This is a genomic window from Ruegeria sp. BHSC026 (assembly GCF_059613065.1).
Genome location: NZ_JBXWRV010000003.1, coordinates 234,006 through 255,049, shown reverse-complemented (window position 1 = coordinate 255,049; position 21,044 = coordinate 234,006). Strand labels below are relative to the sequence as shown.

The following is a 21,044-nucleotide window of genomic DNA, read 5'->3' as shown; positions in this document are numbered from 1 at the left end:
CACGGTGCGCTTTACCTATTGGGCATGACTGCTCCGCTGATCGACCCGTTTGCCCGCGCAATCACCTATCTCCGCGTCTCCGTCACGGACCGCTGCGATTTCCGCTGTGTCTACTGCATGTCGGAAAACATGACTTTTCTGCCCAAGAAAGAGCTGCTGACGCTGGAAGAACTGGACCGGATGTGTTCGACCTTCATTCGGCTGGGCGTGGAAAAGCTGCGGATCACCGGGGGTGAGCCACTGGTGCGCCGTGGGATCATGGGGTTCTTCGACTCGATGACCCGGCACCTGGACAGCGGCGCGCTGAAAGAGCTGACGCTGACCACCAACGGCTCGCAATTGGCGCGCTTCGCCGACGACCTGTACGCCGCCGGGGTGCGGCGGGTAAATGTCTCTCTCGACACGTTGGACGAGGACAAATTCTCCCAGATCACACGCTGGGGTCGCTTGAAACAGGTCCTGGGCGGGATCGATGCCGCGCAGAAGGCCGGATTGCGCGTCAAGATCAACGCGGTGGCCCTGAAAGGGTTCAACGAGGAAGAACTGCCCAAGATCACCCGCTGGTGCGCCGAGCGCGACATGGACCTGACCTGGATCGAGGTCATGCCCATGGGCGACATCGGCAACGAGGATCGGCTGGACCAGTACTGGTCGCTGAAAGACGTCCGGGCCGAGTACGAAAACCACTATACTGTTACCGATCTGGCCGAGCGCACGGGCGGCCCGGCGCGCTATGTCCGGTTGGAGGAAACCGGGCAGAAGATCGGCTTCATCACACCGCTTAGCCATAATTTCTGCGAAAGCTGCAACCGGGTACGCCTGACCTGTACGGGCGAGTTGTACATGTGCCTGGGGCAAGAGGACATGGCCGACCTGCGCGCGCCCCTGCGCGACCACCCCGACAGCGAAAAGCCGTTGGAACAGGCGATCCGGGCGGCGATCACCCTCAAGCCCAAAGGCCATGATTTCGACTATTCCCGCCAAAAGATCGATGGCCAGATGAGCCGTCACATGAGCCACACGGGCGGCTGACATGTCAGAATTGTCGGGGCGATCCACGGCGCTGTACCGCGTGTACTGCGCGCTGACATCCCTCGCCATGCCGCTGGCCTGGCGCACCGTTCGCGCCAAGCTGCAGTCGGCGGGTGTTTCTGAAATCCGTCAGCGCGAGCGGCTGGGCCATGCGAGCCAGCCCCGCCCCGACGGTCGGCTGATCTGGTTTCATGCGGCCAGCGTGGGTGAGAGCCTGTCGGTTCTGAGCCTGATCAAGCGCATGAGCGAACGGATCGACGATGCGCAGTTCCTGATCACCTCTGGCACCCCGACCTCGGCTTCGCTGGTGGAAAAACGGCTTCCGCCGCGCACCCGCCACCAATACCCCCCGCTGGACAGCGCCGGCCCGGTGGCGCGGTTTCTGGATCACTGGCGGCCCGATGCCGGCGTCTTTGTCGAAAGCGAGATCTGGCCACGACTGATCGTCGAGACCGCCCGGCGCGGGACGCCCCTGGCCCTGCTGAACGCACGCCTGTCCGAGAAATCGGTGGCCGGGTGGAAGAAGCGCCCCGACACCGCCCGCTATGTCCTGAGCCAGTTCCGCCTGTTCCTGACGCAAAACGACCGCACGGCCGCAAACCTGATCGCCATGGGGGCGCCCGTCGATCGGGTGCAACCCGGAACCAACCTCAAGGCCATGTCCGATCCGCTGCCGGTGGATCAAGACATGCTGACGCAGATCCGCGCCCAGATCGGCGCGCGGCCGGTCTGGATCGCCAGCTCGACCCATGCAGGCGAGGAAGAGACCGTTCTGGCCGCCCATGCCGAATTGCTGAACCGCTGGCCCGACCTGCTGCTGCTGCTGATCCCCCGTCACCCTGAACGGCGGGGCGAGGTCTGCGCCCTTGTTGATGCGGCGGGTCAAAGCCATGCTCTGCGCAGCGCCGGGCAGCCGATCACCCGCGACACACAGGTCTATGTGGCCGATACGCTGGGCGAAACCGGAACGTGGTACGCGCTGTGCCCGATCGTGTTCCTGGGAGGGTCGCTGAAAGAGATCGGCGGCCACAACCCGTTCGAACCCGCGCAGGCCGGAGCCGCGGTGATCACCGGACGGGGTTACTACAATTTCGCCGAGACATTTGCCCCGCTGGTGGACAGCGGTGGCGCGGTCGAAGTGTTCTCGGCCTCGGACCTGAGCGGGGCAGTCGCGCTTTGGCTGTCGGACAGATCGGCGCTGGCAGCAGCGCAAGCGGCGGCGCAGTCCTGCGTGAATACCCAGAAATCGGCTCTGGATGCGGTTGTTGATACGCTATGCGACAAACTGGGCCTCGAGGACGCAGGCCCCTGACCGCAAACGGCAGCGGGGGCCTGCGCCCCCGCTACGGAATCAGGCTGCGGGCATCCGCTGTTCGACGATCTCGGCCCACCAACTGCACCCGGCAGGGATCGCCTCGTCGTTGAAATTGTATTCCGGGTGGTGAACCATCGCCGTATCGCCATTGCCGACCAGGATATAGGCTCCGGGGCGCTCTTCCAGCATGTAGGCAAAATCCTCGCCGCCCATGACCAACGGTGCGACCTCGCAATCGCCCGAGACCGACTTGGCCACTTGGGCCGCAAAATCGGTCTGTTCGTCACTGTTCACCATGACGGGATAGCCGCGCATGTAGGTCACGTCGGCAGTGCCGCCGAACGTGGCCGCGACGCCCGCGCAGATTTCCTTGATCCGCTTTTCGGCCAGGTCGCGCATTTCGCTGCTCATGGTGCGTACGGTGCCCTTGATCTGCACCTTCTGCGGGATCACGTTGAACGCCTTGGACGAGGTCTCGAACGAGGTGACCGAGACGACGACCTGATCGATCGGATCGGCATTGCGCGACGCGATGGTCTGCAACGCCAGAACGGCCTGCGCCGCCATTACGGTCGTGTCCACCGTCTCGTGCGGCTTGGCTGCGTGCCCGCCCCGCCCCTCGAAAGTGATGTCGAACTGGTCGGTCGCCGCAAAGAAAGCCCCCGGCCGGATCGAAAAGCTGCCGACCGGCTTGCCCGGCCAATTGTGCATCCCGTAAACCTCCTGGATGTTCCAGCGGTCCATCAGGCCGTCCTCGCACATCTCGCGGCCGCCACCTCCGCCCTCTTCGGCGGGCTGGAAGATCACCACCACGGTGCCATCGAAGTTGCGGGTCTCGGCCAGGTATTTCGCCGCGCCGAGCAGCATGGCGGTATGCCCGTCATGGCCGCAGGCATGCATTGCGCCCGGTGTTTTCGAAGCATAGTCGAGGCCCGTCGCCTCGTGGATCGGCAGCGCGTCCATGTCGGCCCGCAGGCCGATCACCCGGCCCTTGGTGTCGGCCTTGCCTTTGATCACGCCGACCACCCCGGTGCGGCCAATCCCCGTGACCACTTCGTCGCAGCCGAATTCCTTCAGCTTTTCCGCCACCACCGCGCTGGTGCGGTGTGTTTCGAACAGGATTTCGGGGTTTTCGTGCAGATCTCGTCGCCATGCGGTGATTTCGTCCTGCAATTCGGCAAATCGGTTCTTGACTGGCATTTTCGTCTTCTCTCTCCTTCAAAGCCTCAGGCCGCCGGCATCCGGCTTTCGACCATTTCGGCAAACCATGAGCATCCAATCGGAATGATTTCGTCATTGAAATCGTATTCAGGGTGATGCAGCCCGGCGCTGTCACCATTGCCCAGAACTATGAACGCACCCGGCCGTTCCTGCAACATGAACGAGAAATCCTCGCCGCCCATTACCATCGGTGCCTCGAGGCAGCTGCCGCCCACGGCGATGGCTGCTGCCTCGGCGTGCTGTGTGGGCACTTCGGCGTTGATCGTCACCGGCACGCCACGGGTATAGGTTACCTGCGCAGTTCCGCCCATCGCGGCCGCGACGCTCTGCGTCACCTCGGTCAGGCGGCGCTCGATCAGGTCGCGCATCTCATTGGAATGGGTACGCACCGTGCCACGCACGCGCGCCGATTGCGGGATCACGTTGAACGCGGTCGAAGATGTCTCGACCGAGGTGACTGACAGCACCGACTGCAGAGTCGGATCGGCGTTGCGCGCCACGATGGTCTGCAGCGCCACCACAAGGTGCGACAGCATGACGGTGGTGTCCACCGTTTCGTGCGGCTTGGCCGCATGCCCGCCGCGCCCTTCCAGATGGATGTCGAACTCGTCCGCCGCCGCCAGCAACGGCCCCGAGCGGATGGCGAATTGCCCCGTGGGCAGGCCCGGCACGTTGTGCATGGCATAGACCTCCTGGATGCCAAAACGGTCCATCAGCCCGTCCCGACACATCGCTTCGGCGCCGTTCCCGCCTTCTTCGGCCGGTTGAAAGATCACCACCGCCGTGCCGTCGAAATTGCGTGTCTCGGCCAGGTATTTCGCGGCCCCTAGAACCATTGCCGTATGTCCGTCATGGCCGCAGGCATGCATGGCCCCCGGCGTTTGCGAGGCATAGTCCAGCCCGGTCTGCTCCTGCATGGGCAGCGCGTCCATGTCGGCCCGCAGGCCGATCACCCGGCCCTTGGTGTCGACCTTGCCTTTGATCACGCCGACCACGCCGGTGCGGCCAATCCCCGTCACCACCTCGTCGCAGCCGAATTCCTGCAGCTTTTCCGCAACCACCGCGCTGGTGCGGTGGGTGTCGTACAAGATCTCTGGGTTCTGGTGAATGTCACGCCGCCACGCGGTGATTTCGGGATGCAATTCGGCAAAACGGTTTCTGACGGGCATGCACGTTTCCTCCACTACCAGCATCCAAGCCTAAAGCCTTGGGCTGGGACAAAAAAATCAGGCGGCCAGTTTCTGAACCAACCGCTGCATGAATTGGTGCCCGGCATTGAACTGGGCAACGGTTATGAATTCGTCGGGCTTGTGCGCCTGGGCGATGTCGCCCGGCCCGCAGATCACGGCCGAATAGCCGGCCTCCTGGAACTGCCCCGCCTCGGTGCCATAGCTGACGACATGGGTCGCGTTGTCGCCGGTCAGCGAGCGGACCAGAGCCTCGGCCTCGCCCTCGGGTTCGGGGACCAGCGCGGGAACAGCAAAGCTGGGCGTCACGTCGATCCGCGTCTCGGGGCGGACCTGCTGCATCCGCGCCTCGACCGCGCGCACCTGCGCAAAATAGGCGTCGCGCCATGCGGCGGCACTTTCGCCGGGCACCACGCGGAAATCCATCATGAACCAGCAATCCTTGGCCGTGATGTTATGCGCCGTCCCACCCCGGATCATGCCCACATGGCACGTCGTCCAAGGGGGGTCGAACACCGCCGCCAGCGCGCCGGGTTGCGCGGCCATGTTCTTTGCATTCTGCTGATTGGCCCAGTCGATCAAGGGGGCCGCCTGCATGATGGCATTCACCCCTTCGTGCAGGCGCGAACTGTGGACCTCGTAGCCCACCACATGCGTGTCATAGCCATAGCTGCCTTTGTGCCCGGTCACCGCCTGCATCATCGACGGTTCCCCCACGATCACCGCCGAGCCCTTGGGTAGAACCTTCTGCATCGCCGCGATCATCGGCGGAGCGCCGGTACAGCCGACCTCTTCGTCAAAGCTCAACGCCAGTTGCAGCGGGCGAGCCACGCCCGCGTGATGCGCCTCGACCAATGCCCAGATCGCCAGCGCGTCGAACCCTTTCATGTCGCAGGTGCCGCGCCCGAAATACTTGCCTTCGCGCTCGGTGACCGTGAAGGGATCGCTGTCCCAGGCCTGCCCGTCCACCGGCACCACGTCGGTATGACCTGACAGAACGACGGCACCTTCGTCCCAAGGCCCGACATGGGCAAACAGAGCCGCCTTGTGCGGCTGGTCGGGATCGGGCCAGCGGTGGGCTTCGATGCCATGACTTGCCAGATAGTCCCCGACCCAGTCGATCAGAGGCAGGTTGCTGTCGCGGCTGACCGTCGGGAACGCAATCAGCCGCGTCATGATCTCGAGCGGTGTCAGGCGCCGCGCCATCGGGATCAATACCCGCTGTCGGTGGTCAGAATGAAATGCCCCGGCTCGACCTCACGGTATTCAGACGGCGCGGGCTGATAGTCGATCGGATGAATGGGCGACGGGATCGGTTTGAAATTCAGGTCTTTTTCCGATTTTCGCTGGTTCGGGTCCGCGATCGGCACCGCCTTCATCAGCGCCTGGGTATAGGGGTGCTGAGGGTTCTCGAACACCCGCGCCCGCGGGCCCAGTTCGACGATCCGGCCCAGATACATCACCCCGACATGGTGGCTGACGCGTTCAACCACGGCCATGTCGTGGCTGATGAACAGATAGCTGAGCCCCAGTTCGGACTGCAGTTCCATCATCAAGTTCAGCACCTGCGCCTGCACCGATACGTCTAGTGCAGAAACGGCCTCGTCGGCGATGATCAGCTTGGGGTTCAGCGCAAGGGCGCGCGCGATGGCGATACGCTGGCGCTGGCCGCCCGACATCTCGTGCGGGTACCGGCGCATGAAGCTGCGCGGCAGGTGCACCTTGTCGAACAGCTGCGCCACACGGTCCTGCAATTCCGACCCCGAAGCCACGCCATAGTTGCGCATCGGCTCGGCGACCTGATCGACCAGCTGCATCTGCGGGTTCAACGAGGCGAACGGGTCCTGAAAGATCATCTGCATGTCCAGCCGGGCCTTGCGCAGGCCCTTCTGGTCCAGTTTCATGATGTCGACGCCATCGAGGTCCACCTCGCCCGACAGCGGCTCGACCAACCGCAGGATCGACCGCCCCGCCGAGGACTTTCCGCAGCCGGATTCACCGACCAGACTCAGCGTCTGACCCCGGTTCAGAGTGAACGATACATCCTCGACCGCGTGCACGTTCGAGATCGTGCGGCGCAGCAGCCCGCCCTTGACGGGGAAGCGCGTGGTCAGGTTGCGGACCGTCAGCAGCACGTCCTCGGTTCCGGGAATCGGAGCGATGTTCTGGCCCTCGACTCCCAGCAGCTTCATCGGTTCGGGCGCGGATTTGCCGCGCATCTCGCCCAGCTTGGGCACCGCGGCCAGCAAGGCCTTGGTGTAGTCGTGTCGGGGGTTTTCGAAAATCTCGGTGACGGTGCCCTCTTCGACCTTGTTGCCGCGATACATGACCACGACGCGGTCGGCCATCTGGGCGACCACGGCCATGTCATGGGTGATGAACATCACCGCCGTGCCGGTTTCCCGCTTGAGCCGGTCCATCAGCGCAAGGATCTCGGCCTGAATGGTCACGTCCAGCGCCGTCGTCGGCTCGTCGGCGATCAGCAGGCGCGGCTCGCACGCCATCGCCATGGCGATCACCACCCGCTGTCGCATCCCGCCTGACAATTCGTGCGGGTACTGTTTGAGGCGCCGCTCGGGCTCGGGGATGCGGACTTGCTTGAGTAGCTCCAGCGCGCGCGCCTCGGCCTGTGCCTTGGACATGTTTTTGTGGATCCGCAGGCCCTCGGTCAGCTGTCGGCCCACGGTGAAGACCGGGTTCAAAGCGGTCATCGGTTCCTGGAAGATCATCCCGATCTCGTTGCCACGAATCTGCTTCATCAGGTCCTGATCGGCCTTGGCCAGATCCAGCTTGCGCCCGTCGCGTCGGTCGAACAGCAGTTCGCCCCCCGCGATCTTGCCGCCGCCGAATTCCACCAGCCGCATCAGCGACAGCGACGACACCGATTTGCCCGACCCCGATTCGCCCACGATGCAGACGGTTTCGCCCGGATGGACCTCGAACGAGACATCCTCGACCCCGACGACCGGTCCATCCTTGGTCTGAAACTCGACGCGAAGTTTTCTGATATCGGCAATAGGCTGGTCCAGCACGCGCGCGCTCTCCTTGAGGGCTTGTTCGATTTGAGTGCCAAACGCTAAGGCGGCGAAGTGGGAAAAGTCAAACCCATTGCCCGATTTCGCTGCGGCAAGGCTTGCAATTTTCCAAAACTCTGTTTCGATACCCCGCGTAACCGCGCCGGTAAACCTGTGCAGGCCGCAATAAGCGAAACCTTTTTTCTTTTCGTTACAGCAGCTTGCCCCACGCGCGGCAACGCCAAGTCCGCAGGCCTTGCGGAATAATCGAGACACGAATGTGTCCAACATGGAGTGTATGATGAAAATCAAAGCCCTTTTGCTCAGTGCGATTGCAAGCACGGCGATGGCCCCTATGGCCATGGCCGAGCGCGGATCGGACGGCAATGTCAGCATCATCTATTGGCAGGCGCCCTCGATCCTGAACCCGTTCCTGTCGGGTGGCACCAAGGATGTCGAGGCGGCCTCGCTGGTGATCGAACCGCTGGCCCGCTATGATCAGGACGGCAACATGGTGCCCTACCTGGCGGCCGAAATCCCCACAGTCGAAAACGGCGGTGTCAGCGAGGATCTGACCTCGATCACCTGGAAGATCGCGCCCGGCATCACCTGGTCGGACGGCTCGCCCTTCACCGCGGCGGACGTCAAGTTCACCGCCGACTACTGCATGGACCCTGAGGGCGGATGTGCGCAGGTGACCAAGTTCGAAGGCGTCACCAGCGTCGAGGCGCTCGACGATCTGACCGTCAAGGTCACCTTCGACAAGCCGACCCCCTTCCCCTATGGCCCGTTCGTTGGCGGGGAAAGCCCGATCATCCAGAAGGCCCAGTTCGAAAACTGCATGGGCGCCAAGGCGCCGGAATGCACCGAACAGAACTTCAATCCGATCGGCACCGGCCCGTTTGTCGTCACCGAGTTCAAGCCGAACGACGTGATCACCTTCAAAGCCAACGACAACTATCGTGATCCGAACAAGCCTGCCTTTGCGACAGTGACGTTCAAGGGCGGCGGCGATGCAACCGCTGCGGGTCGCGCCGTGATGGAAACCGGCGAGTTCGACTATGCCTGGAACCTGCAGCTGGCGCCCGAAGTGATCGCGCAAATGCAAGAAGGCGGCAAGGGCACTCCGGTGGCAGGCTTTGGCCCGCTGGTCGAGCGCATCATGCTGAACCAGACCAACCCGTCCCCCGAACTGCCGGAAGGCGAACGTTCGACGGCCAAGCACCCGCACCCGTTCCTGACCGACCCGGCGGTGTACAACGCCATGTCGCTGGCAATCGACCGTCCGCTGCTGGTTGAGATCGGTTATGGCCAGGCAGGCAAAGTTACCTGCAACTGGGTGCCGGCTCCGGCCGCGTTCAACTCGACCACCATGACCTGCGACAAGCAGGACATCGAAGGCGCGAAGAAGCTGCTGGATGATGCCGGGATCGTCGATACCAACGGCGACGGCATCCGCGAAAAAGACGGTGTTCCGCTGAAAGTTGTATACCAGACCTCGACCAACGCCGTCCGTCAGGACTTCCAGGCGCTGATCAAGGAATGGTGGAGCCAGATCGGCATCGAAACCGAACTGCGCAACATCAACGCCTCGGTCTTCTTCGGTGGTGATCCGGGCTCGCCCGACACGTTCCAGAAGTTCTATGCCGACGTTGAAATGTACGCCAACACCTTCAACGGCACAGATCCGCAGTCGTATCTGGGCAACATGCTGTGCGACAAGGCTCCGCGTCCGGACACTCAGTGGCAGGGCGAGAACATCTCGCGCTGGTGCGACCCGGAATATGACGCGCTGCATGCCCAGCTGGCCCAGACCGCCGGCCTGGAAGCCCGCGCCGAGATCGCGAAAAAGCTGAACGACATGGCCGTAATGGGCGGCGCGATGATCCCGCTGGTGCACCGTGGCCGCCTGTCGGCACATTCGAACACGCTGGGTGGCGTCGTTCTGAACGTGTGGGACAGCGAGCTGTGGAACATCGCTGACTGGTACCGCAAGACCGGTTCCTAAGCGTCAGGCTTGCACTGCCGCGCCCCGGTGTCTATCGGGGCGCGGTTACCTGCATCCACCCCAACGAAAAGACGCATGCACAAAGGCGCCTTTGAATGCTCAACTTCACCATTCGACGACTGATCCTGGCCGTTCCGACGCTGTTGTTCATCAGTCTCGTCATTTTCCTGCTGCTCGAACTCGCCCCCGGCGACCCGATGGCGCAGGTTCCGCTGACCGTTCCGCCCGAAGTCAAAGAGAAGATGCGCGAGGCGCTTGGCCTCGGCCAGCCGATGCATGTCCGGTTCTGGAAATGGATCGTGCAGTTCTTCTGGATTGAACCTCAGGTTCTGGTCGATCACATTTTTGGCACTACCTTTTCCGAAGGTGACCTGCGGGTGATTTCGTGGCAGACCCGCTCGCCCGTCATGGACATCGTCGTTCAGCGCATCCCGCAGACCCTGTGGGTTGTCGGCACCGCCTATTTGGTCGCCATCCTGATCGCGCTGCCCATCGGCATCTATTCGGCCTATCGCCAGTATTCATGGTTCGACCAGATGGGCACCTTCGTGTCGATGGTCGGCTTCTCGGTCCCGCCGTTCTTCTCGGGGGTGCTGGTAATCGTGATCTTTTCGGTCCAGCTGGGCTGGTTCCCGTCGATCTATGACACGACGCATGTGGTCAATGACTGGGACAGCTTCGTCGTTCAGCTGAAACAGATGATCATGCCGGTGATGGTGCTGGCGCTGCAGATCACCGCGCAGCTCAGCCGGTTCATGCGCGCCTCGATGCTGGACAACTTAAACCAGGACTACGTCCGTACCGCCCGCGCCAAGGGCTTGAGTGAGTACACCGTCGTCATGGTGCATGTCCTGCGCAACTCGATGATCCCGGTGGTCACCGTGATCGCCTTGGGGATTCCGTCGATCTTCGGCGGCGCCATCATTACCGAGCAGGTATTCAAGGTGAACGGCATCGGACAGCTGCTGATCGGCGCCATCCAGGCCAACGACCTGCCGATGGTGCAGACCCTGACCTTCATCTTTGCCGTGCTGATCGTCCTGTTCAACCTGATCGCCGACGTTCTCTATGGCATTCTGGACCCGAGGATCCGCTATGACTGACAAGGATCGCTTTGTCCCCGACGAAGGGCTTGCGCCCGCTTCGACCGCTCTGCCCGCCGCGGACGTGGTCGAGGAATTCACCGCCCCGCCCCGCAGCCAGTGGCGCGACGTGTGGGACCAGTTCAAGACCCACAAGGGCGCCATGATCGGCGCGATGCTGTTCATCTTCATCGTCGCGGCCGTCTATCTTGGCCCGTTCCTGTGGACCATCGACCCGACCCAGATCGACATCCGTGCCCGCAACCAGGGGCCCAGCTGGGCCCATCCGTTCGGTACCGATCAGCTGGGCCGGGACATCTTGGCCCGGATGATGTCGGGGGGGCAGACCTCGGTCTCGGTCGGCATCACCGCGATGCTGCTGGCGCTGTTTCTTGGGTCGTTCATCGGCGTGGTCGCCGGGTTCTTCAAACGGTTGGACGGGCCGCTGATGCGCCTGACCGACCTGTTCCTGGCCCTGCCGCTGCTGCCGCTGCTGCTGGTGATGATGTTGCTGTTCCGCGAGCCTCTGTCCGCTGCGTTCGGGCTCGAGCGTGGGATCTTCATCCTGATCGTCTGCGCCATCGGCATCACCTCGTGGATGCCTACGGCGCGGATCGTGCGCGGCGACGTGCTGGCCATCAAGGAACGCGAATTCGTTCTGGCCGCCCGCTCGATCGGCACCAGCAACACGCAAATCATCACCCGGCACATCCTGCCCAACGTACTGTCTCCGATCATGGTGTCGGCCACGCTGGGCATCGCCACGGCGATCATCACCGAAAGCGCGCTGTCCTTCCTGGGGCTGGGCTTCCCGCCCGATTTCCCCACCTGGGGCCGGCTGCTGTTCGATGGTGTTGATTATCTGCAGCAATACCCCGAGCGTGTGTTCTGGCCCGGCTTGGCGATCTCGCTTACCGTTCTCAGCGTGAACTATCTGGGCGACGGCTTGCGCGATGCGCTCGATCCGCGGATCCGCGGACGCTGAACAAAAGTCAGTCGGCGCGCCTAAGCGCGCCGGCCAACACAACGATCACAACTGCCAGCGGCAGCAGGACGCCAAAGGCCAGCCGCAGTGATACGATCCCCGCCAGAAGCCCGATCAGCGGCGGACCGATCAGAAGACCTCCGTACCCCAAAGTGGCGACACTGGCGATGGCCTGCCCCGGCGGGACATGCGGGTCGTTCGCGGCTCGGCTGAAGGCCAGCGGCATGATCACCGCATAGCCCACGCCCATCATCGCGAATCCAGCCATCGCCCCGACCGCCCCCCTAGCCGATACCACCAGGAACACGCCCAAGGCCGCGCAGGCTCCGCTGACCCGAGCCACCGGCACCGGGCCGAACCGGGCGATCACGAGCCCACCCAGGAGCCGAACTGCAACCATGGACACCGAAAAGACGGCATAGCCCAATGCCGCAACGCTTTCAGCCACACCCGTGGCATCCCGCAGAAAGATGGCGCTCCAATCGGCCACCGCGCCCTCGCCCAACGCGCCGCACATCGCGGTCAGCCCGACCAGAACCAGAACCCCGCTGGGCAAGGCAAAGATGGCGTTGCCGTCGGACTGCACCCGCCGCGACGTCCATCGGACCCAGGACAGGGCAAGCGCCAGCGCCACGGTTGCCCCGCCGGCCAGCAGGAAATGTGGCAACACGGCAAGCTGCAGCTGAACCGCGCCGTAGCCGCTGAGCGCTCCCAACCCGGCGCCGAGGCTCCACATCGCGTGGAACGAGGACATCACCGGTTTGGCGTAGGCCTGCTCGACCTCGGCGGCCCAGGCGTTCATGGCCACATCCATAGAGCCGTGTAAGGCCCCGAAGATGAACAGGAACGCAGCCAGCATGGCGAAGCTGTCGGCGGCCGCAAGAAGGATCAGTGATGCTGTGTACAGAACCGCGATCACCCGCGTCACTGTCACCGCGCCGAACCTGTCGGTCAGGCGTCCGGTGACTGGAAAGGAACACACCGCCCCAGCCGCCATGAACAGCAGGCCATAGCCCAGCTCTTCGTGGCTCAGCCCCAGACGGTCACGGACGGCCGGGATGCGCGAGGCCCAGATGCCGAACAGGGCGCCGTTCAGGATGAACATGGCGGCCACGGCCCGCCAGGCTGAAACCAATCCGATCATTTGCCCTGCCCCACCTGTGAATTGCCTGCCTTGCAGCAATACAGGCGCCGTGCGGGTTGGCAAGCCGCCCTATTCCAGCTTGCGGCGGATACGGCGCACGGCCAACCAGACAAGCGCCACAACAGGCAGCGTCACGCCTGCGGTCAACATCCCCTTGCTGATCCCCGCCTTGGTCAACGGATACAGCAGGTAACTGACCAGTGACACGGCATAATAGCTGATGGCCACCACTGAAAGACCCTCGACCGTGTGCTGCAGACGCAGGGCCAGATCCGCCCGGCGGTCCATGCTCTCCAACAAAGCCTGGTTCTGCGCGCTGCGCTCGACATCGACGCGCGTTCGCAGCAGGTCACCGGCGCGAATGGCCCGGTCCGAAAGCGCCTGCAGTCGCCGTTCGGTCGCCTTTACCGTGCGCATGGCCGGGTCATAGCGGCGCATCATGAAATCGGCAAATGTCTGACGCCCGTGAAAGCGATCCTCGCGCAGCGCCTCGATTCTCTGGTGCACGATGGCCTCATAGGCCCCCGTCGCGGCAAAGCGAAAAGCCGAACGCGCCGACAGCGTCTCGAGCTCGGTCGACGTGGCCAGCAATTGCGGCAACAGATCGTCAGGATGGGTCGTGTCCTTGGTCATCTCGCCCATCAGCTGGGTCAGTTGCCGGTCCAACTCGCCGATCTGGGGCATCAGGGCCTTGACCCGGGCAAAGCCCAACATGGACATCGCCTTGTAGGTCTCGATCTCGCACAGGCGTTGGATGATCCGGCCGGTACGCCTACGCCCGGTGCCCTCGGACACGAACAGGGCAAACCGCATGTGGCCCGCCGGGTCGATGCGAAAATCGCTGGCGCAGATCGCCGAGTCGTCCAGCACCTGTGACACAGCCAAGCTTTCGGGTTCGAACCAGTCCGCCAGCGCGGCTTGCGCGGCCCCGTCATCCGGGCGCGGCACCACCCGCAGCATGATCGAGGTCACACGCTGCCCCGGACTGGCCATCAGCCAGTCGGGGGGGAATACCTCGAAATCGGCGGGGTTGAAGGCGCGCTCGCTGACATTCTGAGTGATGGCCGTGTAGGTCACGAATTCCGTGTGGTGTTCCCACTTCAACCAATGTCGCCCGATCTGGCCGGCATAGTGGGTGGCATCGGGTTGCGGATGCTGCGCCGCATGGCGGTCCAACAGGTCGATCAGGTGGGCCATATCTTCGGCTCGGTCGCGCGCCACCGCGGCGACCGGTTTTTTGATCGCAAGGAAGACAACCGTGCACGGGGCCTGCGCAACGGGGAACGGCCGCGCGTGCAATTCATTGGCCAACGTATAGCGCAGCGGATGATCCTCGATTGGCGTCATGAACGGCTCCTTGTGTTCTGGGCACTATACGACACCGACTGATTTCATCAATTCTCTTTTTATTTCATGTACTTACATGGATACCGCGGTATACAAGCCAGCTATCTCATTGATTTGGCTGCCAGAGCTCGATCGGATTGCCCTCGGGGTCGTTCAAGCGGGCGAATGTTCCGATCTCGCTGTTCCATTCGTCTCGGGTCTCCACCGCGATTCCAGCCGCGCGCAGTTGGTCGACCATGGCCGCCAGATCGTCGACGCGGAAATTGATCATCCATTGTTGCGCCGCATCACCGAAATAGTCCGTATCTTCCGAGAAAGGGGCAAAAACGGTGTAGCCTTCGCGCTGCTTCCACGGGACAGGGTCATAGTGGTTGACGCCCAGATGGGCCTCGTACCATTGCGACAGAGCCTTCGGATCACGGGCGCGAAAGAACACACCGCCAATGCCGTTTACCTTATGCATGGAACACCTCGTGCCGTTGGGGGTTGCTGTGGCATCATACCCTGAAACGGAAAAAGGCGCCCACGAGGGGCGCCTTTTCCAAGGATATGGGCCGCGGATTAGTCGATCATTGGCAGCAGCTTGTCCAGCGACTGCTTGGCGTCGCCATAGAACATGCGGGTGTTTTCCTTGTAGAACAGCGGGTTTTCGATACCCGAATACCCGGTGCCCTGCCCGCGTTTCGAGACGATCACCTGCTTGGCCTTCCACACTTCGAGCACCGGCATCCCCGCGATGGGCGAGTTCGGGTCTTCCTGCGCGGCCGGGTTCACGATGTCGTTCGAGCCGATGACAATGACAGCGTCCGTGTCCGGGAAATCATCGTTGATCTCATCCATCTCTAGCACGATGTCATAGGGTACCTTGGCCTCGGCCAGCAGCACGTTCATGTGGCCCGGCAGGCGGCCCGCAACGGGGTGGATGGCAAAGCGCACGTTCTTGCCTTTGGCGCGCAGCTTGCGCACCAGTTCACTGACCGACTGCTGCGCCTGTGCCACCGCCATGCCATACCCCGGCACGATGATGATGCTGTCGGCATCGTTCAGTGCTGCGGCGACACCTTCGGCGTCGATGGCCACCTGTTCGCCTTCCACGGCCATCTGTTCGCCCTGCGGGCCGCCGAAGCCGCCCAGGATCACGCTGACAAAATGGCGGTTCATCGCCTTGCACATGATGTAGGAAAGGATCGCACCCGACGAGCCAACCAGCGCACCGACCACGATCAGCAGGTCGTTCCCCAGCGAGAAACCGATAGCCGCCGCAGCCCAGCCCGAATAGCTGTTCAGCATCGACACTACCACCGGCATGTCGGCACCGCCGATGCCCATGATCAGGTGATAACCGATGAACAGCGCCGCCAGCGTCATCAGGAACAGCGGGAAGAAGCCACCCGAAGCGGTGTACCAGATCAGACAGATCAGCGAGAGGCCGGCCGCCGCCGCGTTCAGCGCATGCCCGCCCGGCAGCTTGGTTGCCGCCGAGGTGACCTTGCCGGCCAGCTTTCCATAGGCCACGACCGAACCGGTAAAGGTGATCGCACCGATGAAGATGCCCAGGAACAGCTCGACATGCAGTATGGCCAGCTCGGCCGGGGTTTTCTTGGCGATCAGTTTCGCGAAGGCCCCCAGATCCGACAGGTCGGCATCCTTGGCCGCGTCAACGATCGCAAAGACTTCGGCGACGTTCTTGATCTCGAAATGGGCATTGTAGCCGACGAATACGGCCGCCAGACCCACCAGCGAGTGCATGGCGGCCACAAGCTGCGGCATCTCGGTCATCTGGACGCGCTGCGCCACGTATTGACCGATCAGGCCGCCGCCGATGATCAGCAGCAGCGACAGTGGCCACAGGCCCGATCCGGGGCCGACCAGCGTGGCGAACACCGCCAGCGCCATGCCGACGATGCCGTACCAGACCGCGCGTTTGGCGCTTTCCTGGTTCGACAGACCGCCGAGCGAAAGGATGAACAGAACAGCCGCAACGACATAGGCGGCGGTGGTGAAGCCAAATTCCATGTGCCCGGCCTCCTTAAGATTTCTGGAACATGGCGAGCATGCGCCGGGTTACGAGGAAACCGCCGAAGATGTTGATCCCGGCCATGAAGATTGACAGCGCCGCCAGCAGAATGACGAGGAAAGACCCCGACCCGATCTGCATCAACGCTCCCACGATGATGATCGAGGAAATCGCGTTGGTGATCGCCATCAACGGCGTGTGCAGGCTGTGGCTGACGTTCCAGATTACCTGGAAGCCTACGAAGACCGACAACACGAAAACGATGAAGTGCTGCATGAAGCTGGCCGGAGCCACCAGCCCCACCAACAGCATCAGCGCACCGCCCACGCCCAGCAGCGTCACCTGCTGTTTCGTCTGCGCCTTGAAGGCCGCGATCTCTTGCGCGCGCTTTTCTTCGGGCGTCAGTTCCTTGACCTCGGCCTTGGGTTTGGCCGCGATGGCCTGCACCTTGGGCGGTGGCGGCGGGAAGGTGATCTGCCCTTCGTGGGTCACGGTCGCTCCGCGGATCACGTCGTCTTCCATGTCGTGAACGATCTGCCCGTCCTTGTTGGGCGTCAGATCGGTCATCATGTGCCGGATGTTGGTGGCGTACAGCATCGAGGCCTGCGTCGCCATGCGGCTGGGGAAGTCGGTATAGCCGATGATGGTGACGCCATTGTCGGTGACGATCTTTTCGTCCGGAACGGTCAGCTTGCAGTTGCCGCCCTTCTCGGCCGCGAGGTCCACGATGACCGAGCCGCGTTTCATCGACTGAACCATGTCCTCGGTCCACAGCTCGGGCGCCTCGCGGTTGGGGATCAGCGCCGTGGTGATGACGATGTCCATTTCGGGCGCCATCTCGCGGAACTTGGCCAGCTGCGCCTCGCGGAACTCGGGGCTAGAAGGCTTGGCATAGCCGCCGGTTTCCGCGCCGTCCTGATCGTCCTGGAAATCCAGATAGACGAACTCGGCGCCCATGGATTCGACCTGTTCGGCCACTTCGGGGCGCACGTCGAACGCATAGACCACAGCACCCAGGCTGACGGCCGTACCGATCGCGGCCAGACCGGCCACGCCGGCGCCCACGACCAGAACCTTGGCCGGCGGCACCTTGCCCGCGGCGGTGACCTGACCGGTGAAGAACCGGCCGAAATTGTTGCCCGCCTCGATCACGGCGCGATAGCCGGCGATGTTGGCCATCGACGACAGCGCATCCATCTTCTGCGCGCGGCTAATGCGGGGCACCATCTCCATCGCGATGACGTTCGCGCCCTTTTCCTTGGCCAGTTCCATCCCTTCTTCGTTCCCGGCCGGGTTGAAGAACGAGATCAGCGTCTTGCCCTTGGTCAGACGCTTGAGTTCGGTTTCGGTGGGCACGCGCACCTTGGCGATGATGTCGGCCGTTTTCCACAGCGCAGCCGCGGTCTTGACGATTTCGACCCCGACGGCCTTGTAAGCCTCGTCCGAGAACCCGGCGGCCGCGCCGGCCCCTTTCTCGATCGCGCAGTCATAGCCCAGTTTCTGCAACTGAACGGCCGACTCCGGAGTCATCGCGACCCGGTTCTCGCCCTTTAGTATTTCCTTTGGCGTGCCTATTTTCACCGGCAAGTCCCCCTAATTATCACTCTGTCCGAGCGGCTGATCGGTATTTCCTGTTAAGCAATCATGTATCCCGCGCAACATTATTTCGCAAGCGCAGCATTCATTACGTTGTGTCACGGGTCGGCGCATCTCAGATCCAGCGCCGGGTTTTGCGTTCGTAGCGCGCGAAATCCGCACGGAAGATGCGGCGAAGGCGGTTTTCCTCGGGCAGGATGAACCGCCGTTCAAGCACCCAGACGAAGACCGGAACCAACACCATCGACAACACGGCATCGAAGCGTAGGATCAACCCGGCAAGGATCAGGACATCGCCCAGATAGATCGGATTGCGGCTGCGCTTGTAAATGCCCGACTGCACCAGCGCCGAAGGTGTTTCATGCGGAATGACCGTCGTACGGTGGCGGCGGAATTCGACAATTGCCAGAACCGCCAGCAGGATGCCTGCACCGATCAACAGCCCGCTCAGCAGATCCGTGAACCAGCCTTCCAGCGAAAGGCCGAACGACAGATAGCGGCCCTGCAACCAAGCCAGTGCCGCAAAGCCCACAAGCCACAGTGGCGGTAAGTCGATACGGCGCATTCGCATCCCTTCGTTGTCGCGACAATCACGGGCAGATTGTCGCTTCCGACTTACGTCCTACCGTTTTCATGACAGGATGGCAAAACCCCAAGGTGTCGCAACCCGAAATCGGGCCATCGACCCCTGAACACCCGATCATGGACAGTCCAGCGTCGATCCGATACCCCCAGATCAAAGAAGAAAAACCCTAGGGATCCAGCATGACCGATTTCGCCGCCACCAAAGCCATGTTCAACCTGCCGGAAGGAGTTCTGTATCTGGACGGCAACTCGCTGGGCCCTCTGCCCAAGGCGGCGGCCGTAAAGGTGCAGAAAATGCTGACCGAGGAATGGGGCCAGATGCTGATCACCGGGTGGAACAAGGCCGGATGGATGGGTATGCCGACCGACCTGGGCGATCGGATCGGCCGCTTGATCGGCGCCGCGCCCGGCACGGTCGTGGTGGGCGACACGCTGTCGATCAAGGTCTATCAGGCGGTTGCCTCGGCATTGGAGCTGAACCCGGGGCGCAAGGTTGTCCTGTCCGACAATGGCAACTTTCCCTCCGATCTCTACATGGCTGACGGGCTGCTGCGCTCGCTGGGCGAGGAGTACGAGCTGCGGGTCGTGGACCCCGAGGCCGTGGCCGAGCACATTACCGATGAAGTCGCCGTGCTGATGCTGACCGAGGTCGACTATCGCACCGGCCGCATGCATGACATGAAGGCGCTGACCGAGCTGGCCCATGCACGCGGCGTCATCACGGTGTGGGATCTTGCCCACTCTGCCGGGGCCATCCCGGTGGACTTGGCCGGGTGCAACGCCGATTTCGCGGTGGGGTGCACCTACAAATACCTCAACGGTGGTCCGGGCGCCCCCGCCTTCATCTATGTCGCGCCGAAATGGGCCGACACCGCGCGCCCGGCCCTGTCCGGCTGGCTGGGACACGAGGCCCCCTTTGCCTTCGACCTGGACTATCGCCCCGGCGCAGGCATCGAGCGCATGCGCGTCGGCACGCCGCCGGTGATCCAGATGACCGCGCTGGCCGCCGCGATGGATATCTGGGACATGGCCGACATGGATGATGTGCGCGCGAAGTCCATCGCTCTGACCGAACAGTTTATCCAGCAGGTCGAGGCCACCTGCCCCGATCTGGAACTGGCCAGCCCCCGCGACCCCGCAATGCGCGGCAGCCAGGTCTCGTTCCGTTTTGCCGACGGGTACGCGGCGATGCAGGCCCTGATCGCCCGCGGCGTGATCGGGGATTTCCGCGCGCCCGACATCATGCGGTTCGGCTTCACGCCGCTGTATATCGACGAAGGCGACGTGACGCGCGCCGTAGAGGTCCTGGCGGACATCATGCAAAACCGTTTGTGGGACAAACCGGAATACAAGATCCGGCAGCGGGTTACCTGACCTCAAGCCCCGCGCCGATCAGCGCGGTCAGCTGGGCGATGCGCTGCTCGAACTCCTCGGCGTTCGAGGCGGTCATCTTGATCCCCTTCAGCGCGGCGGTGATGGTCCGCGCGGTCTCGGCCGGACCGTCCGGCAGGCGCACGCGACCCGCCGCCAGTTCGCGCTTCAGCCATACGGCGTAGAGATCCGCCAGCGCCGCCTCACCCTCGGCCACGATGTCGGCAGCGGTGGACTTGCTGGTATCCAGCATTTCAAGCCCATGCGGCGACGCCAGGATGGCCGCCATCCCGGCGATTTGCGCGTCAATCGCCCGCGCCAGAATGTCGGACACCGCTCCATCGCCCTGCAGCGCCTGCGCCACCGCCGCGATCTTTTCGGCGTAATGCGCCTGCGTCAGGCTGCGAACGATGGCCTCTTTGTTCTTGTAGTGCAGATAGACCGCCGGACGGGACATGCCCGCGCCACGCGCTATGTCGTCCATCGAGGTCTTGCGGAACCCATAGGCGGAAAAGGCCTGAAACGCCGCAGTCAGGATCGCCTTTGCCCGTGTATCATCCAGTTTTTCCGCCATGAATTGACCTCTGACAGTTTCTCGCGAAATTGTCAATTGACGCGCTGACATTTTTCATAAATTATGTCAGAAACCAGCCACAGCCAAAAGAGGTGCGCCATGGCGACCACGCTGACGATCAACGGAAAGCCACATCAGGTCAATCTGCCCGACGATGTCCCCCTGCTGTGGGTGCTGCGCGATGAGGTGGGCCTGACCGGAACCAAGTTCGGCTGCGGGGTGGCCGCCTGCGGAGCATGCACGGTGCATATCGATGGCGAAGCCGTCCGCTCGTGCCAAGTCGCCCTGTCGGATGTCTGGGGCGAGGTCACCACGATCGAAGGATTGGGAACGCCCGACAACCTAGCCACGATCCAGCAGGCCTGGGTCGACCATCAGGTCGCGCAATGCGGCTATTGCCAGTCGGGGCAGATCATGCAGGCCGCCGCGCTGCTGGCCGAAAACCCCGCCCCCACGGATGCCGAGATCGACGAGGCGATGCAAGGCAACCTGTGCCGCTGCGGCACCTATCCCCGCATCCGCGCCGCGATCCACGACGCCGCCGTCAAGATGAAGGAGGCCTAAGC

18 protein-coding genes are annotated in these 21,044 nt (G+C 62.9%); 7 read left to right on the top strand and 11 right to left on the bottom strand.

What is annotated here, in order from left to right; genetic code table 11:
• Positions 1 to 24: 24 nt before the first annotated feature.
• Both moaA and AC2FME_RS05675 read left to right on the top strand, forming a co-directional pair.
• A complete protein-coding gene (moaA, locus tag AC2FME_RS05680; protein WP_496799878.1) occupies positions 25 to 1,032 on the top strand; it encodes a GTP 3',8-cyclase MoaA in 1,008 nt (335 codons plus the stop codon).
• 1 nt (position 1,033) lies between these two features.
• Complete coding sequence (locus AC2FME_RS05675) at positions 1,034 to 2,344, top strand: 3-deoxy-D-manno-octulosonic acid transferase (RefSeq protein WP_496799877.1); 1,311 nt, start codon at positions 1,034 to 1,036, stop codon at positions 2,342 to 2,344.
• Between the two features lie 39 nt (positions 2,345 to 2,383).
• Here the strand turns inward: AC2FME_RS05675 and AC2FME_RS05670 are convergent, their stop codons facing one another.
• Genes AC2FME_RS05670 through AC2FME_RS05655 form a run of 4 tightly spaced genes read right to left on the bottom strand, consistent with a single transcriptional unit; the run spans position 2,384 to position 7,787 of the window.
• On the bottom strand, positions 2,384 to 3,547 hold the full coding sequence (locus AC2FME_RS05670) for a M20 aminoacylase family protein (RefSeq protein ID WP_496686073.1): 1,164 nt from the start codon (positions 3,545 to 3,547) through the stop codon (positions 2,384 to 2,386).
• A 26-nt stretch (positions 3,548 to 3,573) separates the two neighbouring features.
• Positions 3,574 to 4,737, bottom strand: coding sequence for a M20 aminoacylase family protein (locus AC2FME_RS05665; protein ID WP_496799876.1), 1,164 nt, complete (start codon positions 4,735 to 4,737; stop codon positions 3,574 to 3,576).
• A gap of 57 nt (positions 4,738 to 4,794) precedes the next feature.
• A complete protein-coding gene (gene argE, locus AC2FME_RS05660) occupies positions 4,795 to 5,961 on the bottom strand; it encodes an acetylornithine deacetylase (protein ID WP_496678905.1) in 1,167 nt (388 codons plus the stop codon).
• A gap of 5 nt (positions 5,962 to 5,966) precedes the next feature.
• Positions 5,967 to 7,787 (bottom strand): ABC transporter ATP-binding protein, encoded by a 1,821-nt coding sequence (locus AC2FME_RS05655; RefSeq protein ID WP_496799875.1) that lies wholly within the window; start codon positions 7,785 to 7,787, stop codon positions 5,967 to 5,969.
• Between the two features lie 283 nt (positions 7,788 to 8,070).
• Here AC2FME_RS05655 and AC2FME_RS05650 point away from each other — a divergent pair, with 283 nt between their 5' ends.
• The 3 genes from AC2FME_RS05650 (at position 8,071) to AC2FME_RS05640 (ending at position 11,844) form a co-directional block, all read left to right on the top strand.
• Positions 8,071 to 9,777, top strand: coding sequence for a peptide ABC transporter substrate-binding protein (locus AC2FME_RS05650; RefSeq protein WP_496799874.1), 1,707 nt, complete (start codon positions 8,071 to 8,073; stop codon positions 9,775 to 9,777).
• Between the two features lie 95 nt (positions 9,778 to 9,872).
• A complete protein-coding gene (locus AC2FME_RS05645; RefSeq protein ID WP_496799873.1) occupies positions 9,873 to 10,880 on the top strand; it encodes an ABC transporter permease in 1,008 nt (335 codons plus the stop codon).
• A complete protein-coding gene (locus tag AC2FME_RS05640) occupies positions 10,873 to 11,844 on the top strand; it encodes an ABC transporter permease (RefSeq protein ID WP_496678899.1) in 972 nt (323 codons plus the stop codon). Before AC2FME_RS05645 ends, AC2FME_RS05640 begins: the two co-directional genes overlap by 8 nt.
• A 7-nt stretch (positions 11,845 to 11,851) precedes the next feature.
• Here AC2FME_RS05640 and AC2FME_RS05635 read toward each other — a convergent pair whose 3' ends face one another.
• The 6 genes from AC2FME_RS05635 to AC2FME_RS05610 all read right to left on the bottom strand — a co-directional run bounded on the left by AC2FME_RS05635 (position 11,852) and on the right by AC2FME_RS05610 (position 18,513).
• On the bottom strand, positions 11,852 to 12,988 hold the full coding sequence (locus AC2FME_RS05635; protein ID WP_496799872.1) for an MFS transporter: 1,137 nt from the start codon (positions 12,986 to 12,988) through the stop codon (positions 11,852 to 11,854).
• Between the two features lie 69 nt (positions 12,989 to 13,057).
• Positions 13,058 to 14,335, bottom strand: a complete 1,278-nt coding sequence (locus tag AC2FME_RS05630) for a DUF3422 family protein (RefSeq protein WP_496799871.1) — start codon at positions 14,333 to 14,335, stop codon at positions 13,058 to 13,060.
• A gap of 106 nt (positions 14,336 to 14,441) precedes the next feature.
• Positions 14,442 to 14,798, bottom strand: a complete 357-nt coding sequence (locus AC2FME_RS05625; protein ID WP_496799870.1) for a VOC family protein — start codon at positions 14,796 to 14,798, stop codon at positions 14,442 to 14,444.
• A gap of 98 nt (positions 14,799 to 14,896) precedes the next feature.
• On the bottom strand, positions 14,897 to 16,351 hold the full coding sequence (locus tag AC2FME_RS05620) for an NAD(P)(+) transhydrogenase (Re/Si-specific) subunit beta (RefSeq protein WP_496678892.1): 1,455 nt from the start codon (positions 16,349 to 16,351) through the stop codon (positions 14,897 to 14,899).
• A 13-nt stretch (positions 16,352 to 16,364) separates the two neighbouring features.
• Positions 16,365 to 17,933 carry a Re/Si-specific NAD(P)(+) transhydrogenase subunit alpha gene (locus tag AC2FME_RS05615; RefSeq protein WP_496799869.1) on the bottom strand — a complete coding sequence of 523 codons (1,569 nt, stop codon included), beginning with the start codon at positions 17,931 to 17,933 and terminating at the stop codon, positions 16,365 to 16,367.
• A 130-nt stretch (positions 17,934 to 18,063) separates the two neighbouring features.
• Positions 18,064 to 18,513, bottom strand: coding sequence for a methyltransferase family protein (locus AC2FME_RS05610; RefSeq protein WP_496686059.1), 450 nt, complete (start codon positions 18,511 to 18,513; stop codon positions 18,064 to 18,066).
• Positions 18,514 to 18,713: 200 nt separating this feature from the next.
• On the opposite strand from AC2FME_RS05610, the gene kynU reads away from it, so the two are divergent.
• Entirely contained in the window at positions 18,714 to 19,907 is a 1,194-nt protein-coding gene (kynU, locus tag AC2FME_RS05605; RefSeq protein WP_496799868.1) for a kynureninase, read from the top strand.
• Here kynU and AC2FME_RS05600 read toward each other — a convergent pair.
• Positions 19,900 to 20,478 (bottom strand): TetR/AcrR family transcriptional regulator, encoded by a 579-nt coding sequence (locus tag AC2FME_RS05600; protein ID WP_496799867.1) that lies wholly within the window; start codon positions 20,476 to 20,478, stop codon positions 19,900 to 19,902. The two genes, kynU and AC2FME_RS05600, sit on opposite strands and share 8 nt — an antisense overlap.
• Positions 20,479 to 20,577: 99 nt before the next feature.
• On the opposite strand from AC2FME_RS05600, the gene AC2FME_RS05595 reads away from it, so the two are divergent.
• On the top strand, positions 20,578 to 21,042 hold the full coding sequence (locus AC2FME_RS05595) for a (2Fe-2S)-binding protein (protein ID WP_496799866.1): 465 nt from the start codon (positions 20,578 to 20,580) through the stop codon (positions 21,040 to 21,042).
• Positions 21,043 to 21,044: the final 2 nt, after the last annotated feature.